Raw genomic sequence first — 14294 nt, forward strand, 5'->3', positions numbered from 1 at the left:
CATGGTCGACATCATCAAGCTCACGGCCGCCGAGACCGCCGAGAAGATCGCCTCCGGCGAGCTCACGGCCGTCGAGGTGACCGAGGCCCACCTGGCCCGCATCGACGCCACCGACGAGAAGGTCCACGCCTTCCTGCACGTGGACCGCGAGGGCGCGCTCGCCCAGGCCCGCGCCGTCGACGCCAAGCGCGCGGCCGGCGAGAAGCTCGGCCCGCTGGCCGGCGTACCCCTCGCCCTCAAGGACATCTTCACCACCGTCGGGGTCCCGACCACCGTCGGTTCGAAGATCCTCGAAGGCTGGATCCCGCCCTACGACGCCACCCTGACGCGCAAGCTCAAGGAAGCCGACGTCGTCATCCTCGGCAAGACCAACATGGACGAGTTCGCCATGGGGTCCTCCACCGAGAACAGCGCCTACGGCCCGACCGGCAACCCCTGGGACCTCACCCGGATCCCCGGCGGCTCCGGCGGCGGCTCCGCCGCGGCCCTCGCCGCGTTCCAGGCCCCGCTCGCCATCGGCACGGACACCGGCGGCTCCATCCGCCAGCCCGCGGCCGTCACCGGCACCGTCGGCGTGAAGCCCACCTACGGCGGCGTCTCCCGCTACGGCATGGTCGCCTTCTCCTCCTCCCTCGACCAGGGCGGTCCCTGCGCCCGTACGGTCCTGGACGCGGCCCTCCTGCACGAGGTGATCGCCGGGCACGACCCGCTCGACTCCACCTCCATCGACGCCCCGGTCCCGCCGGTCGTCGAGGCCGCCCGCAACGGCTCCGTCGCCGGCATGCGCGTCGGTGTCGTCAAGCAGTTCGCGGGCGAGGGCTACCAGGCCGGCGTCGTCCAGCGCTTCAACGAGTCGGTGGAGCTCCTCAAGGAACTCGGCGCCGAGATCGTCGAGCTGGACTGCCCGTCCTTCGACCTCGCGATGGCCGCGTACTACCTGATCGCGCCCTCCGAGTGCTCCTCGAACCTGGCCCGCTTCGACGCCATGCGCTACGGCCTGCGCGTCGGCGACGACGGCACCAGGTCCGCCGAGGACGTCACCGCCCTGACCCGCGAAGCCGGCTTCGGCGACGAGGTCAAGCGCCGCGTCATCCTCGGTACGTACGCGCTCAGCTCCGGCTACTACGACGCGTACTACGGCTCCGCCCAGAAGGTCCGCACGCTCATCTCGCAGGACTTCGAGAAGTCCTTCGAGCAGGTCGACGTGATCGTCTCCCCGACGACCCCGACCACCGCCTTCGCGATCGGTGAGCGCACCGACGACCCGCTGGCGATGTACCTCGCGGACCTGTGCACCATCCCGACCAACCTGGCCGGCAACTCCGCCATGTCGCTGCCCTGCGGCCTGGCGCCGGAGGACGGCCTCCCGGTCGGGCTGCAGATCATCGCCCCCGCGATGAAGGACGACCGGCTCTACAAGGTCGGTGCCGCCGTCGAGGCCGCCTTCGTCGCGCGCTGGGGTCACCCGCTGCTTGAGGAGGCACCGTCGCTGTGAGCACCAGTGCACTGTCCAAGGCCAAGGGCTTCAAGAAGTCCAAGACCGGCACCTACCTGTCGATCGGCACCACCGCCTTCGGCGCCATCAGCGTGTTCAAGCAGGTCAAGAAGGCCCGCAGCGAGCACGACATGCTGAAGCTGGTCGACGCCGCCGTGTCCGCCGCCGCCATCGTCACCGGCCTCGCGATCCTGTACCGCGAGCTCAAGCGCCTGGGCGACGACGACGTCCTGCTGGGCTGAGAGGGAAAGTTTCACCGTGACCACCTTCACCGAACTGCTGTCGTACGAGGACGCCCTGGCGTCGTACGACCCCGTCATGGGCCTCGAGGTCCATGTCGAGCTCGGCACCAGGACCAAGATGTTCTGCGGCTGCTCGACCGAGCTCGGCGGCGAGCCCAACTCGCAGACCTGCCCCACCTGCCTCGGCCTGCCCGGATCCCTCCCGGTCGTCAACGCGATCGGCGTCGAGTCCGCCATCAAGATCGGTCTCGCGCTGAACTGCGAGATCGCCGAGTGGTGCCGCTTCGCCCGGAAGAACTACTTCTATCCGGACATGCCGAAGAACTTCCAGACCTCCCAGTACGACGAGCCCATCGCCTTCAACGGCTACCTGGACGTCCAGCTGGAGGACGGCGAGATCTTCCGCGTGGAGATCGAGCGCGCCCACATGGAGGAGGACACCGGCAAGTCGCTGCACGTCGGCGGCGCCACCGGCCGTATCCACGGCGCGTCCCACTCCCTGCTGGACTACAACCGCGCCGGCATCCCGCTCATCGAGATCGTCACCAAGCCCATCGAGGGCGCGGGCGAGCGGGCCCCCGAGGTCGCCAAGGCGTACGTCGCCGAGCTGCGCGAGCTCATCAAGGCACTCGGCGTCTCCGAGGCCCGTATGGACAAGGGCCAGATGCGCTGCGACGTGAACCTGTCGCTGCGCCCCCACGGGACGAAGGAATTCGGCACCCGCTCGGAGACCAAGAACGTCAACTCGCTGCGCTCCGTCGAGCGCGCCGCGCGCTTCGAGATCCAGCGGCACGCGGCCGTGCTGTCCTCCGGCGGCTCGATCGTGCAGGAGACCCGGCACTTCCACGAGGAGGACGGCTCCACCACGGCCGGCCGCATCAAGGACAACGCCGAGGACTACCGGTACTTCCCGGAGCCCGACCTGGTCCCCGTGGCGCCGGCCCGTGAGTGGGTCGAGGAGCTGCGCACCGGTCTGCCCGAGATGCCGCGCGTGCGCCGCAACCGCCTCCGCGAGGAGTGGGGCGTCAGCGAGCACGACATGCAGTCGATCCTCAACGCGGGCGCGGTGGACTCCATCGTCGCCACCATCGAGGAGGGCGCCGACTCCGCCGCCGCCCGCAAGTGGTGGATGGGCGAGCTGGCCCGTAACGCCAACGAGCAGGGCGTCGTCGTCGACGAGCTCCCGATCACCCCGGCGCAGGTGGCCCGGGTCGCGGCCCTGGTCGCGGCGGGCGACCTGAACGACAAGCTGGCCCGTCAGGTCATCGAGGGCGTCCTCGCCGGCGAGGGCACCCCGGACGAGGTCGTCGAGAAGCGCGGCCTGAAGGTCGTCTCGGACGAGGGCGCGCTCGGCGCGGCCGTCGACGAGGCCATCGCGGGCAACGCGGCCATCGCCGACAAGATCCGCGGAGGCAAGATCGCCGCGGTCGGCGCCCTGGTCGGCGCGGTCATGAAGACCACCCGCGGCCAGGCCGACGCGGCGCGCGTCAAGGAGCTCATCCTGGAGCGCCTGGGCGTCTCCGAGGGCTGACCCCTTCGCCCCGACGGCCCGAACATCCCGAGGCCCCGCACCCGTTGGTGCGGGGCCTCGGTCGTCTCCCGCACACTGGACCGTCGAAACCATGGATGGGCAGGGGGAGTTGTGGTGGAGTTCGGTGCGATGGTCATCGCTGCCGTGGGCGTGGTGGGCACCCTGGGCGGGGCGCTGCTCACCCAGCGGGGCGCGGAGCGGGCGAAGCGCCGGGAGATGGAACTCCTGCGCGGCCACGAGGAGATCCGCGACCTGCTGGCGCTGCGGCGGGCCTGCTACACGGACCTCAACCGGGACGCCCGGCAGTTCACCACCGCCCTCAACCGTCATCTGCACGTCATGCGGGAGCGCGCGGTCGAGGACGCGGACCGGGAGGCGCTCGACGAGGCGAAGGTCGCCCAGCGCGACCGCTACTCCGAGGCGCAGATGATCGCACCGGACGCCGTGCTGGAGCCCGCGAGCGCCGTCAACCACGCCCTGAGCAGGGTCTACGGCCAGGTCAGGCGCCTGGAACGGGGCTGTCCCGAGGAGGGTGAGACGATGGCCGCCGTCTCCGCGGCCCAGCAGGAGATCTGGGCCCTGCTCCGGGAGATGCGGGCGGCCATGCGGGCCGACCTCGGGGTGTCGGACGGGACCGGCTCCGTCAGCGCTTGAGGACGGGGGCCGCCAGGACGGCGTTGCCGCGGCCCTTGCAGCCCTCCTCCACCTTGATGCGCAGCCGCAGGGCACCCTTGATGTCCAGGGACTTGGTGACCGGCTTGCCCAGGTGGACCAGTTCGGAGAAGACCGCGGGCTTGTCGTCCACCGAGATGGTCAGCCGTGCCTGTTCCACGGTCGAGCCGTCATCGATGCCGGCGGTGAACTCCAGCGTGGACCAGGCCCTGTTGACGTCGTACTCGATCGCCGCGCCGTAGTAGCAGCTGCCGAGCAGCGCCGCCCCGTACTCCGTGGTGTTCAGCTTCGCCGAGCCGACCTCGAAGTTGTCGGAGCCTCCCACCGAGGACAGCACGGTCAGGTCGGCGACGTTGCTGTCCTTGACCTCCCCGGGGGCGTGGGGGCCGGCGGAGCCCTCCGGTGCCGGGGAGGCTCCTGGACCGGAGCCGGACCCGGAGCCGTCCGTGGCGGAGTCCGCGGACGGGGTCGCGGAGGCCGAGGGGGAGGCGGGCGCCGGTGACTGCGGTGCGCTCGCCCCGCCGGGCTTCCCGCCCGCCGCGTGGTCCTCCTTGTCCTTGTCGCCCAGCAGCTTCACACCGGCGACCGTGCTCGCGGCGAGCACCACCACGGCGACCGCCGAGCCCAGGACGAGGCCGGTGCGCCGCTTCTTCTTGGGCGGGGCGGGCTGCGCGGGCGGCGGTGCCGGGGACAGGTTGTACGCCGGCCCGTACCCTGCCGGCACCGAGGCCGCCGACTCCGGTACGGGTGCCGGTGCGGCCGCCGGTGCGGGCTCCGTGGCCGGTTGAGCCGGTTGAGCCGGTCGATCCGGTTGCGCAGGCCGGTCGGGCCGGGTGGGTACCGGCGCGGTCGGGGGAGCCGTCGGCGGGGCCGCAGCGGCGGCCCCGCCGGGTGCGATCGGACTGTACGCGGGCGGTGGCGGCGCCGCCGCGGCCGCCGCAGCCACCGTCGGCGGCGCGGGCACGGCCGGCTTGGGCGGAGCGTCCTGGAGGGCGGAGCGCTGCGAGGTCGTGGAGGTGGTCGTGGACACCACGGCGCGGCGTACGTCCTTCATCCACCCGGCCAGGTTCACCGGCCGCCGGGAGGGATCCTCCGCGTAGAGGTCGGTGATCCGGGCCCGCTGTTCGGCGTCCAGCACCGCGATCTGCGGCAGTTCGGCCATCGCCCGCGCCAGCTGCTGCGGGGAGGCGGGCGGTGACTCCCCGCTGAGCAGGAAGTACGCGATCGCCCCGAAGGCGTACCGGTCGGTGCCCGGTGTCCGCTTGCCCTCGAACACCTCGGGCGCCGCGTAGCCGGGGGTGAACCAGACCTCGGCCGTCTGGTGGTCGGCGGTCAGCTTGCTGAGGCCGAAGTCCACCAGCGTGGCCTGCCCGTGCGCGTCGACCATCACATTGCCGGGGGAGAGGTCGCCGTGGACGACCTGGCGCCCGGAGGGCGTGGCCTTCCCCGAGTGCAGCCAGTCCAGCACCTCGGCCAGCTGCTCCAGGGTCCGCATGACCTCGCGCCGCTCGGCGGCGGTGGCGAGGGTCCGTTCGGCCCGCCAGTCCCGCAGGTCGAGCCCGTCGATGTGGTTCATGACCAGGACGAGCGCCCGCCCGGTCAGGGTGGACGACTCCCCGGGCCGGTGGATCGGCGGCCCCTCGAAGTGCTCCCGCACCCCCACGACGCCGGGCCGGTGGACGAATCTCAGCAGTTCCGCCTGCTCGTTCCACTTCTGGCTGATGCGGTCGAAGACCTCGGGCGTGATGGTCGTCTTGGAGTCGAGCACCTTGACGACCACGGGCTCCGACCCGCCGGCGAGCTCGATCTCGGCGAGGTAGAGCACGGCCTCCCCGCCGCGCCCGATCGACCTGAGCAGGCGGTAGCGGTCCGCTGCCGCGTCCGGCCCGATGTGCAGATTCTGGCTGGTCAATTTCCCCCCAGCGCGTGCTTGGTGATTGACCATCAGTCTTTCGTGACCGGAATCACCCGGTCAATCGGAACGATCGGTTTGCCGTGACCGTCCAGGTGTTCGCCGTCGCCGGGGCGCCCGGCTCGCGGAACCGCCCACCGGGCGAACTCCGTTCGCCGAGCGCCCCTTCGGCGGGCGGCGCACGTCAGCGGCTCCCCGCGGGAGGCGGCGCCGGTGCGTCGAGGAAGACGAGGCGGGCCGGCTTGGCCGGGAGGTGGACCTCGGGCAGGTCGATCTCCGGCAGCACCACCTCAGGGCCGAGCGCGAACCCGGTGCGTTCCAGCCGTGCGATGGCCTTGGTGTTGCGAGCGTCCGGCTCGGCGACCACACGCCGGGTGGCCGGATCGGAGAACACGAAGGCGAGGAAGGCCGTGAGCAGGCCCCCGGTGAAGCCGGGCCGGGGATCGCCCTCGCAGGGGCCGATCAGCAGGTGCACGCCGACGTCGCCCGGCCGGGCGTCGTAGCACTCGCTGACCCGGTCCGCTTCACAGTCGTACGTCTGGAACAGTGCGGCCGGTTCGCCCTCCAGGGCCACGAGGAAGGCGTGGTGGGTGGTGCGACGGTCGATGTCCTCGTAGATCTCCCGGACCAGTTCCCGGCCGGCCCCGCCCATTCCCCAGAAACGGGCCCGCTCCTGCGTGACCCAGCCGTGGATCAGGCCGGCGTCGGCGGCCGGATCGACCGGGGTGACGGTGACGGTGCCGAAGCCCTCCACGAGGTGGGTGTGGACGGGCTGCCGGGCGGCGGCCGGGGCGTTCACATCGACTCCTTGGTCAGCCGGGCCCAGTCGGTGACGACGGGGACGAGTTCGCAGCGTGCCCACAGGGGCAGCTGGTCGCGGTGGTGGGGGCTGCCGGTGACACCGTCCGCGCCCAGCGGGACCGCCCAGAGGCTGTCCTCGCGGCGGGCCAGGTCCCAGACGTAGCGGGCGGCCGACGCGCGGGCGGTGACATCGGTGAAACCGGGTACGGAGGAGGTGGCGTTCACGCAGTCGTGGTCGCCGCCGAGCCCGGGCCACTCGGGGGCGTCCGGGTCGGGCACCGCCTGCCAGGGGGCCAGCCGGTGGACCTCCGACCACGGGGTGTTGGGGGAGCCCGCCGCGGCGGTCTCCTCCAGGGCGGCCCGGACGTGCGCCGCGCGGTCCAGCTCCGGCACCAGGGACGTGGTGAGCAGGCCTTCGAGCGCGTAACCGATCTTGGGTACCAGGTACAGCCAGGGGTGGAACACCGCGGGGCCGGTCGGCGCCCCCGCCAGGTCCGCGAAGACGGGATCGGCGGCGAAGCGGCGTACGGTCGCGGTCCGGAAGGCCGAGAAGACGGTGGCGTCGGTGCTGTCCGCCTCCATGCGCCGGTCCCAGGCCAGCAGCCGGGTGCGCAGCTCCCGCGCGGCCGGGGTCAGCCCGTCGAAGCCGGGCAGCAGGGCGAGCAGCGGCTCGGCCGAGGCCAGGTGGGTGTCGCGGTGCACGTCGGCCATCGCCTTCGGCGACCAGTCCGCGGAGCCGCTGAGCAGCTCGCGGATGCGGTCGGCGCGGTGCGGCGGCGCGAACTCCACGCCCAGCGGGGAGGCGATGCCGCGCGCGTTCGCCATCACGGCGAAGCCCTGCACGGGCTCGGCCGGGGTCGGCGCCCAGCCCTGCCAGGCGTGCTCCGGGTCCCACGCGGGTACGGGGCGCAGCCGGTTGGCGGGGTGGCGCAGCGGAACGGCGCCCGCGACCCGGTGCAGCAGGCCGCCCTCGGTGTCGGCGGCGTGGACGACGTTGACCGGCTCGGCCCAGCCGTCGAGGGCGCGGTCGATGTCGGCGACGGTGCGGGCGCGCAGCAGGGCGGGGAGGACGGCGAAGCCCAGGTCGCGCCGGACGCGGGGCGGGTAGCGCAGGGAGAGGGTCTGCGTGCTGCCGTCGGCGTCCGCGCAGGCGGCGTCCGTGCCCGTGTCCGCGTCCGCGTCCCTGTCCGTGCCGGGGGCGCCGTCCGCGTGCACGACCACCGGGCCGCGGGCGGTCTCCAGGATCTCCACCTCGACGTCGTCGCCGCCCGCCACGGCGATGGTCTCCGTGTGGCGTGCGACGGGCTCCCAGACCCCGTCAGGGCCGAGGGCCTCGACGACGGAGCCCTCGCCGCGGCGCAACTGCTCGACGTACAGGTCCTGGTAGTCGGACATCGCGTTGGTGATGGCCCAGGCGGCGCTGCCGGTGTGCCCGAAGTGGGCGAGGCCGGGGACGCCGGGGACGGCGAGGCCCAGGACGTCGTAGTCCGGGCAGGACAGGCGGATCTGCTGGTAGACGCCCGGGTCCTCGATGAACCGGTGCGGGTCGCCCGCGATGATCGCCGCACCGGTGGTGGTGCGGTCGCCGGGCACCATCCAGCCGTTGCTGCCGGCGATGCGGGGACCGTCGGTGGCGAAGAGGGTGAGCGCGTCGTCGCCCAGGGCGCGGGCCACGCGCTCGCGCCACAGCTTGGTCGGGAAGCCCGCGAACAGGATGTGCGTGGCGATCCAGATCGCCAGCGGCACCCACGGTTCCCAGGGCGACGGGGCGAGGCCGGTGCGGGCGAAGCGCTCCTCGCGGGCGGCGCCGGCGGCCAGGCCCTCGTTGACGCCGTCCACGTACGCGCGCACCCAGGCGGCGGTGGCAAGGTCGTCGGTCTCCATCGCCGCGAAGCAGAGGCGGGCGGTGTCGGCGAGGCGGCTCCGGCGGGCGAAGCGGTCCCAGGTGACGGAGTCCGGGCCCAGGAAGGAGGCGCTGGAGCCCTCGGCGCGGTGCCGTTCGACCTCCAGCTGCCAGGCGCGGTCGAAGGCGGTGACCCGGCCCTGGGCGTGGGCGAGCGCGAGTTCGTCCGATGCACGCAGGTGGGGGATGCCCCAGGGGTCGCGGAAGACACCGTAGGATTCCGGGGGCTGCCCGTGGGGCCCGCCCTGGACGCCCGCGTCCGAGGCCGGGTCGCTCTCGCTGCTCACACTGCTGCTCACGCTGCTCACACTCTCCCCGATGGCGCATTAGGTTAGGCTGACCTAACTATAAAGGTGCCAGGGGAGGGGTCGGACATGGCGGTCGGCAAGGGTTGGGAGGGCGTCGTCCTCAAGCTCCTGCGGGGCAAGGACTTCACGTTCACGGTGACCGGGGCGGAGGACGTCACGGAGCACTACCGCCGGGTGTACTTCACCGACGGCGGACTGCTGGCCGCCGCCGGTGACTCACTGCACCCGACGATGTGGGTGCGGGTCTGGTTCCAGAACGCGGACAAGCCGCACCAGCGGGCCTACACCCTGGTGGACCCGGATCCCGAAGCGGGCACCTTCTGTTTCGAGTTCGCCCTGCACGACGGGGTCGCCAGCGCCTGGGCGCGCGACGCGAAGCCGGGCGACACCATCGAGGCCACCGTCCAGGGCACCGGATTCTCCGCCCCGGCGCCGTCCCCGGAACGCCTGCTGGTCATCGGCGACCCCGCCTCCCTCCCGGCGATCAACTCGCTGCTGGACGCCTTCCCCGGCCTGCCCGCGACCATCTGGTTCGAGACCCAGCACACCTCTGACACGGACCTGCCCGTACGTCTGGACGCGGAGCGGCACGACATGCGCCGGGTGCCGCGGGACGGCACGGCGCTGGCCGACCGGGTCCGGGCCGAGCTGCCGGAGCTGCTCGGCGACCCTGGATCGGCGTACGTCTGGCTCGCCTGCGACACGGCCACGACCCGCACCCTGACGGCCTACCTGCGCAAGGACCTCGGCCTGCCGAAGCAGCGGGTCAACGGCCTGGGGTACTGGCGCGCCGCCTAGTGCTGTGGCCGGAAGGGTGGCCTGGCGGTAGGGCCGGGGCCGTGCCCCGGTCGTCCCGTCGATCGCCTCGCGCAGGAAGTCCGCGTGGCCGTTCATCCCCGGTCATGGGCGGGCTGATGCGTTCCATGCCCACGACCTTGTCCGGCGGGGCCCCGGGGCCGCGGAACCCCTGTTCTACGCGGGCCGCCCGGCGGGGCCGGCGGAGCCGGCGGGGCCTCCCCCTACGGCCTCAGTCCGCGTCGGGGCCGGGCCGCGTCCAGATGTACGGCACCGTCACGCCCATCACCCCGAAGCCCAGCCGCTCCAGGATCGGACGGCTGTCGTCCGAGGCGTCCACCTGGAGGTAGGGGATGCCGAGCTCCGCCGCCAGGCGCGCACGGTGCGCGACGAGAAGGCGGTAGATGCCGCGGCCGCGCCACTGCGGGACCGTGCCGCCGCCCCACAGGCCGGCGAAGGCCGCCCCCGGCCGCATTTCCATCCGCGCGGCGCTCACCGGGACGTCGCTCGCCATCGCGACCACCGCCGCGACGGTCTCCGGCTCGTCGCGCAGCCGGCTCAGCAGCGCCTCCCGGATCCGGGGCCGCTCCGTGCCGAAGGCCCCCGCGTGGACCTCCATCATCAGATCCACCCCGGCCTCGTCCGTCACCACCCGCAGGGTGATCCCCTCCGGCGGATCCACCGGCAGCTGCGCGAGCTCGGCCACCAGCCCCACCATCAGCGTCTCCGGCGGCTCCGGTACGAAGCCCGCGGCCCGCAGCCGGTCCCCGAGGTCCGCCGGCCGGTCGTGCGCGTACAGCTTCCACTCGAAGTCCGGGCAGCCGCGCTCCGCGAAGAACCCCACCTGCGCGGCGATCTGCGCGTCCGCCGTCTCCTCGTCGAGGTCCGACCAGAGCACGCCGTTCCAGCCGAGACCGGGCACGCTCTGCCGGACGACCGGGCCCACCCGTTCCACGAGGGCGCCCCTGCCGTCGGCCTGCGCACCCTCACGGACCTCCGCGTCGAACCGGGCGCGTACCGTGAGCAGTTCATCAAGATCCATCGTCATCAGCCCAGCTCACCAGTGTCCGGCGGGCCCGCACAACTGCATTAGCCTCACCAGCGTGAACGACGACCTCACCATCTACACCGGCAAGGCCGCACCCGACGCCGCCGCCGACCGAGGCTGGCTCCTCGGCCACTTCAAGGACCCGGCCGATCCCCGTCACAGCGAGGACGTGGAGATCAAATGGGGTGTCCACCCCAAGGGCGACGCACGCGAGCGCTGGGCGACCGCCGAGAAGCGCACCGCGCTGCTGGTTCTGATCAGCGGACGCTTCCGGCTGGAGTTCCCGGGGCGGACCGTCGTCCTCGCCGAGCAGGGCGACTACGTGCTCTGGGGCCGCGGCGTCGACCACTCCTGGTACGCGGAGGAGGACGCGGTCGTCCTCACCGTCCGCTGGCCCTCGATCCCCGGCTACCGGGTCGACGAGCCCGAGCACCGGGAGGGCGTCCTCGCCCCGGCGGCCTCCGGCGAGGCCGGGACCCCGCCCGGCATCTGAGTTCCCGCACCCCTCCCGATCCTGCTGTGATGATGCACACGAAACGGGCCAACGATCACGAAACGCTGAGACCGTAGCGGTTGCAGACCATCTGAGCCGGACCACGGGGCGACCCCCCGGGCCTTCGGCCGGGCCTTCACGAGTTCACGCGTTCTTTGCGACGGGCGGTCTCCCGGTAAAGATCCGAACCCACCAGGGAGCACGTCCGTTGGCAGTCCTCGCGCGGTGGTGCATGCGCCACCGTCTCCTCGCCGTCCTGATCTGGCTGCTCGCCCTCGGCGGAACCGCGGCGGCCGCAGTGACCGCCGGAACGGCGTACTCCAACAACTACGAGGTCCCCGGCACCGAGTCCGGGAAGGCCAACGACCTCCTGCGCGAAGGCTTCCACGGCCAGGGCGGCGACACCGACACCATCGTGTGGCGGGCCCCGGACCATCAGAACGCGCGCACCCCGGACATCGAGCAGCGCATGACCCGGGCCCTTGAGGCCGTCGCCGCACTGCCCGGTGTCGGATCGGTCGCCGGACCGTACGGTCCCGGCCCCGAGAGCGCTGCGCGCATCAGCCCCGACGGGCGCACCGCCTACGCCGTGGTGACCTTCGACCAGCCGGCCGACTCCGTACCCAAGGCCCAGGCCAGGGCCGTCGTCGACACCGCGAAGAACCCCACCACCGAGGCCGGCGGACTCCAGGTCGAACTGGGCGGCCGGGCCATCCAGCTCACCGAGGCCCCCACCGCGCACCTCGCCGAGGTCATAGGCGTGGCCGTCGCGGCCCTCGTCCTTTTCCTCGCCTTCGGCTCCCTCGCAGCGAGCCTGCTGCCCATCGCGACCGCCCTCGTCAGCGTCGGCACCGCCTATTTCGGCATCACCCTGCTCGGGCACGCGATGCCGGTCGCCGACTTCGCCCCCATGCTCGGCACCCTCATCGGCCTGGGCGTCGGCATCGACTACGCGCTGTTCATCGTCACCCGGCACCGCAAGGGCCTCATGCGCGGCCTTCCGGTGGAGGAGGCCGCCGCCGGGGCCGTCGCCACCACCGGCCGGGCCGTCGTCTTCGCGGGCCTCACCGTCTGCATCGCGCTGCTCGGCATGCTGGTGCTGCGGCTGAACTTCCTCAACGGCGTCGCGATAGCGGCATGCGTGACGGTCGTCCTGACCGTCGCCGCCTCGGTGACCCTGCTGCCCGCGCTGCTCTCCTTGATCGGCATGCGCGCCCTCTCCGGCCGTGAGCGCCGCAGGCTCGCCGCCGAGGGCCCGCAGCCCGAGCGGACCTCCGGCTTCGCCGCCCGCTGGTCCGCCTTCGTCGAACGCCACCCCAAGCTGCTCGGCGCCGTCGCCACCGCCGTCATGGTGGTCCTGGCGCTGCCCACCCTCTCCCTCCACCTGGGCACCTCCGACCAGGGCAACAACCCGGCCGGCTCCACCACCCGGCAGGCCTACGACCTGCTCGCGGACGGCTTCGGGCCCGGCGCGAACGGCCCGCTGGCCGTCGTCGCCCGCCTGGGCGGCGCCGGGGACCGGCTCGCCCTGGACCGGCTGGAGCAGGCCCTGCGGACGACACCGGGTGTCGCCTCCACCGGCCCCGCCGTCTTCAACGGCAGCGGCGACACGGCCGTCCTGACCGTCGTACCGGACTCCGCCCCCCAGTCCCGGGCCACGAGCGACCTGGTCGACACGCTCCGGCAGGACGTCATCCCGCGCGCCGGCCAGGGCAGCTCCATGGAGGTCCACGTCGGCGGTGTGACAGCCGCCTACGACGACTTCGCCGAGGTCATCATCGGGAAGCTGCCGCTCTTCGTGGGCGTGGTCATCGCCCTCGGCTGCGCCCTGCTGCTGCTGGCCTTCCGGTCCATCGGCATCCCGCTGAAGGCGGCGGCGATGAACGTCGCCGCCGTCGCCTCCTCCTTCGGCGTCGTGGTTGCGATCTTCCAGTGGGGCTGGGGCAGCGAACGGCTGGGCCTGGGCAGCGCAGGACCCATCGAGCCCTTCCTGCCTGTGATCATGGTGTCCGTCCTCTTCGGACTGTCGATGGACTACCAGGTCTTCCTCGTCAGCCGGATGTACGAGGAGTGGCTGGAGACCGGTGACAACAGGCGAGCCGTGCGTGTCGGCCTCGCCGAGACCAGCCGCGTCATCAACTCCGCCGCCATCATCATGATCTCCGTCTTCCTTGCCTTCGTGCTCAGCGGCGACCGGATCATCGCGATGTTCGGCATCGCACTCGCCGCGGCCGTGGCCCTCGATGCCTTCGTCCTGCGCACCCTCCTCGTCCCGGCCCTGATGCACATGCTCGGCGGCGCCAACTGGTGGCTGCCGGCCTGGCTCGACCGGCGGCTCCCCCGGATCAGCATCGAGCCCCCCGAACGCCGTTCGCATGCGAAACTTCCGGCACAGCGGTCCGGCACCGTCCCCACCACGAGCGAGGACGAGGCCGAGCCCGCCACAGCCTCCCGGTGATCCGGCGAACCGCCGCACGAGACCCAAGGAAGAAGCCGCATGTTCTCGATAGACCTCGCCGAAGGCGCCCAGCTGTTCCCGCTGGAGGCCCGGCACGCCGAGGAGTTCTTCGCGCACATCGAGCGCGGCCGCGAGTACATCGGCCAGTACGTCGGCTTCCCGGACCGGTCCCCGGACGTCGACTCCGCCAGGGCCTTCCTGGCCAAGTACGCCGTGAAGGCCGGTGAGGACGGCGCCCGTTTCTTCGGCATCCGCCTCGACGGCACCCTCGTGGGCGGCGTCCTCTTCCCCAACTTCGACGCCGACGGCGGGAACTGCGAGATCGGCTGCTGGCTGGAGCCCGCCGCGGCCGGCCGCGGCCTGGTGACCAAGGCATGCCGGATCCTGATCGACTACGCCTTCGGCGAGCGCGGCATGCACCGCGTCGAATGGCACGCCGCCACCGGCAACAAGAAGAGCCTCGCCGTCGCCGAACGCCTCGGCATGACCCGCGAGGGCGTCATGCGGGAGAACTACTTCCACCGGGGCGTCCGCCAGGACACCGAGGTCTGGTCGATCCTCGCCCACGAGTGGGCCGCCACCCGCTCCTCCTGAGGCACGCCGCCCGGGCCCCGCCGACCGCGGGGCCCGATACGG

Annotated in this window: 12 protein-coding genes; 8 read left to right on the forward strand and 4 right to left on the reverse strand. The window is 72.5% G+C overall.

What is annotated here, in order from left to right:
* Position 1: 1 nt before the first annotated feature.
* The 4 genes from gatA to AAT21_RS09550 all read left to right on the forward strand — a co-directional run bounded on the left by gatA (position 2) and on the right by AAT21_RS09550 (position 3922).
* On the forward strand, positions 2–1495 hold the full coding sequence (gene gatA / locus AAT21_RS09535) for an Asp-tRNA(Asn)/Glu-tRNA(Gln) amidotransferase subunit GatA (protein WP_046776250.1): 1494 nt from the start codon (positions 2–4) through the stop codon (positions 1493–1495).
* Complete coding sequence (locus AAT21_RS09540) at positions 1492–1737, forward strand: hypothetical protein (RefSeq protein WP_030030669.1); 246 nt, start codon at positions 1492–1494, stop codon at positions 1735–1737. Before gatA ends, AAT21_RS09540 begins: the two co-directional genes overlap by 4 nt.
* A gap of 16 nt (positions 1738–1753) precedes the next feature.
* Positions 1754–3268: an Asp-tRNA(Asn)/Glu-tRNA(Gln) amidotransferase subunit GatB gene (gene gatB, locus AAT21_RS09545; RefSeq protein WP_079025535.1), complete on the forward strand. Its 1515-nt coding sequence runs from the start codon at positions 1754–1756 to the stop codon at positions 3266–3268.
* Between the two features lie 111 nt (positions 3269–3379).
* Positions 3380–3922, forward strand: a complete 543-nt coding sequence (locus AAT21_RS09550) for a hypothetical protein (RefSeq protein WP_235438728.1) — start codon at positions 3380–3382, stop codon at positions 3920–3922.
* Here the strand turns inward: AAT21_RS09550 and AAT21_RS09555 are convergent.
* From AAT21_RS09555 to AAT21_RS09565, 3 genes are all read right to left on the reverse strand, one after another.
* Positions 3912–5852, reverse strand: a complete 1941-nt coding sequence (locus AAT21_RS09555; protein WP_167350568.1) for a protein kinase domain-containing protein — start codon at positions 5850–5852, stop codon at positions 3912–3914. The genes AAT21_RS09550 and AAT21_RS09555 overlap by 11 nt on opposite strands.
* A 184-nt stretch (positions 5853–6036) precedes the next feature.
* Positions 6037–6651, reverse strand: a complete 615-nt coding sequence (locus tag AAT21_RS09560) for a GNAT family N-acetyltransferase (RefSeq protein WP_046776252.1) — start codon at positions 6649–6651, stop codon at positions 6037–6039.
* Positions 6648–8855 carry a penicillin acylase family protein gene (locus AAT21_RS09565; protein ID WP_412180304.1) on the reverse strand — a complete coding sequence of 736 codons (2208 nt, stop codon included), beginning with the start codon at positions 8853–8855 and terminating at the stop codon, positions 6648–6650. Before AAT21_RS09565 ends, AAT21_RS09560 begins: the two co-directional genes overlap by 4 nt.
* Positions 8856–8930: 75 nt before the next feature.
* On the opposite strand from AAT21_RS09565, the gene AAT21_RS09570 reads away from it, so the two are divergent.
* On the forward strand, positions 8931–9662 hold the full coding sequence (locus tag AAT21_RS09570) for a siderophore-interacting protein (RefSeq protein WP_046776253.1): 732 nt from the start codon (positions 8931–8933) through the stop codon (positions 9660–9662).
* Positions 9663–9891: 229 nt separating this feature from the next.
* Here AAT21_RS09570 and AAT21_RS09575 read toward each other — a convergent pair whose 3' ends face one another.
* Positions 9892–10701 (reverse strand): GNAT family N-acetyltransferase, encoded by an 810-nt coding sequence (locus tag AAT21_RS09575; RefSeq protein ID WP_046777208.1) that lies wholly within the window; start codon positions 10699–10701, stop codon positions 9892–9894.
* Between the two features lie 61 nt (positions 10702–10762).
* Between AAT21_RS09575 and AAT21_RS09580 the strand changes: the two genes are divergently transcribed.
* From AAT21_RS09580 to AAT21_RS09590, 3 genes are all read left to right on the forward strand, one after another.
* The gene (locus tag AAT21_RS09580) at positions 10763–11200 is read left to right on the forward strand and encodes a cupin domain-containing protein (RefSeq protein WP_046776254.1); all 438 of its coding nucleotides are present in this window, start codon (positions 10763–10765) and stop codon (positions 11198–11200) included.
* Between the two features lie 208 nt (positions 11201–11408).
* Positions 11409–13658, forward strand: coding sequence for an MMPL family transporter (locus AAT21_RS09585; RefSeq protein WP_046776255.1), 2250 nt, complete (start codon positions 11409–11411; stop codon positions 13656–13658).
* A gap of 39 nt (positions 13659–13697) precedes the next feature.
* Positions 13698–14252 (forward strand): GNAT family N-acetyltransferase, encoded by a 555-nt coding sequence (locus tag AAT21_RS09590; RefSeq protein ID WP_046776256.1) that lies wholly within the window; start codon positions 13698–13700, stop codon positions 14250–14252.
* Positions 14253–14294: the final 42 nt, after the last annotated feature.

It is taken from the genome of Streptomyces yangpuensis, from assembly GCF_001005295.1.
Lineage (GTDB): Bacteria > Actinomycetota > Actinomycetes > Streptomycetales > Streptomycetaceae > Streptomyces > Streptomyces yangpuensis.

Excerpts from the sequence above, each read along its gene's own strand:
- AAT21_RS09570 (WP_046776253.1), top strand. The coding sequence starts at position 8,931 with ATGGCGGTCGGCAAGGGTTGGGAGGGCGTCGTCCTCAAGCTCCTGCGG.
- AAT21_RS09575 (WP_046777208.1), bottom strand. The coding sequence starts at position 10,701 with ATGGATCTTGATGAACTGCTCACGGTACGCGCCCGGTTCGACGCGGAG.
- AAT21_RS09590 (WP_046776256.1), top strand. The coding sequence starts at position 13,698 with ATGTTCTCGATAGACCTCGCCGAAGGCGCCCAGCTGTTCCCGCTGGAG.
- gatA (WP_046776250.1), top strand. The coding sequence starts at position 2 with ATGGTCGACATCATCAAGCTCACGGCCGCCGAGACCGCCGAGAAGATC.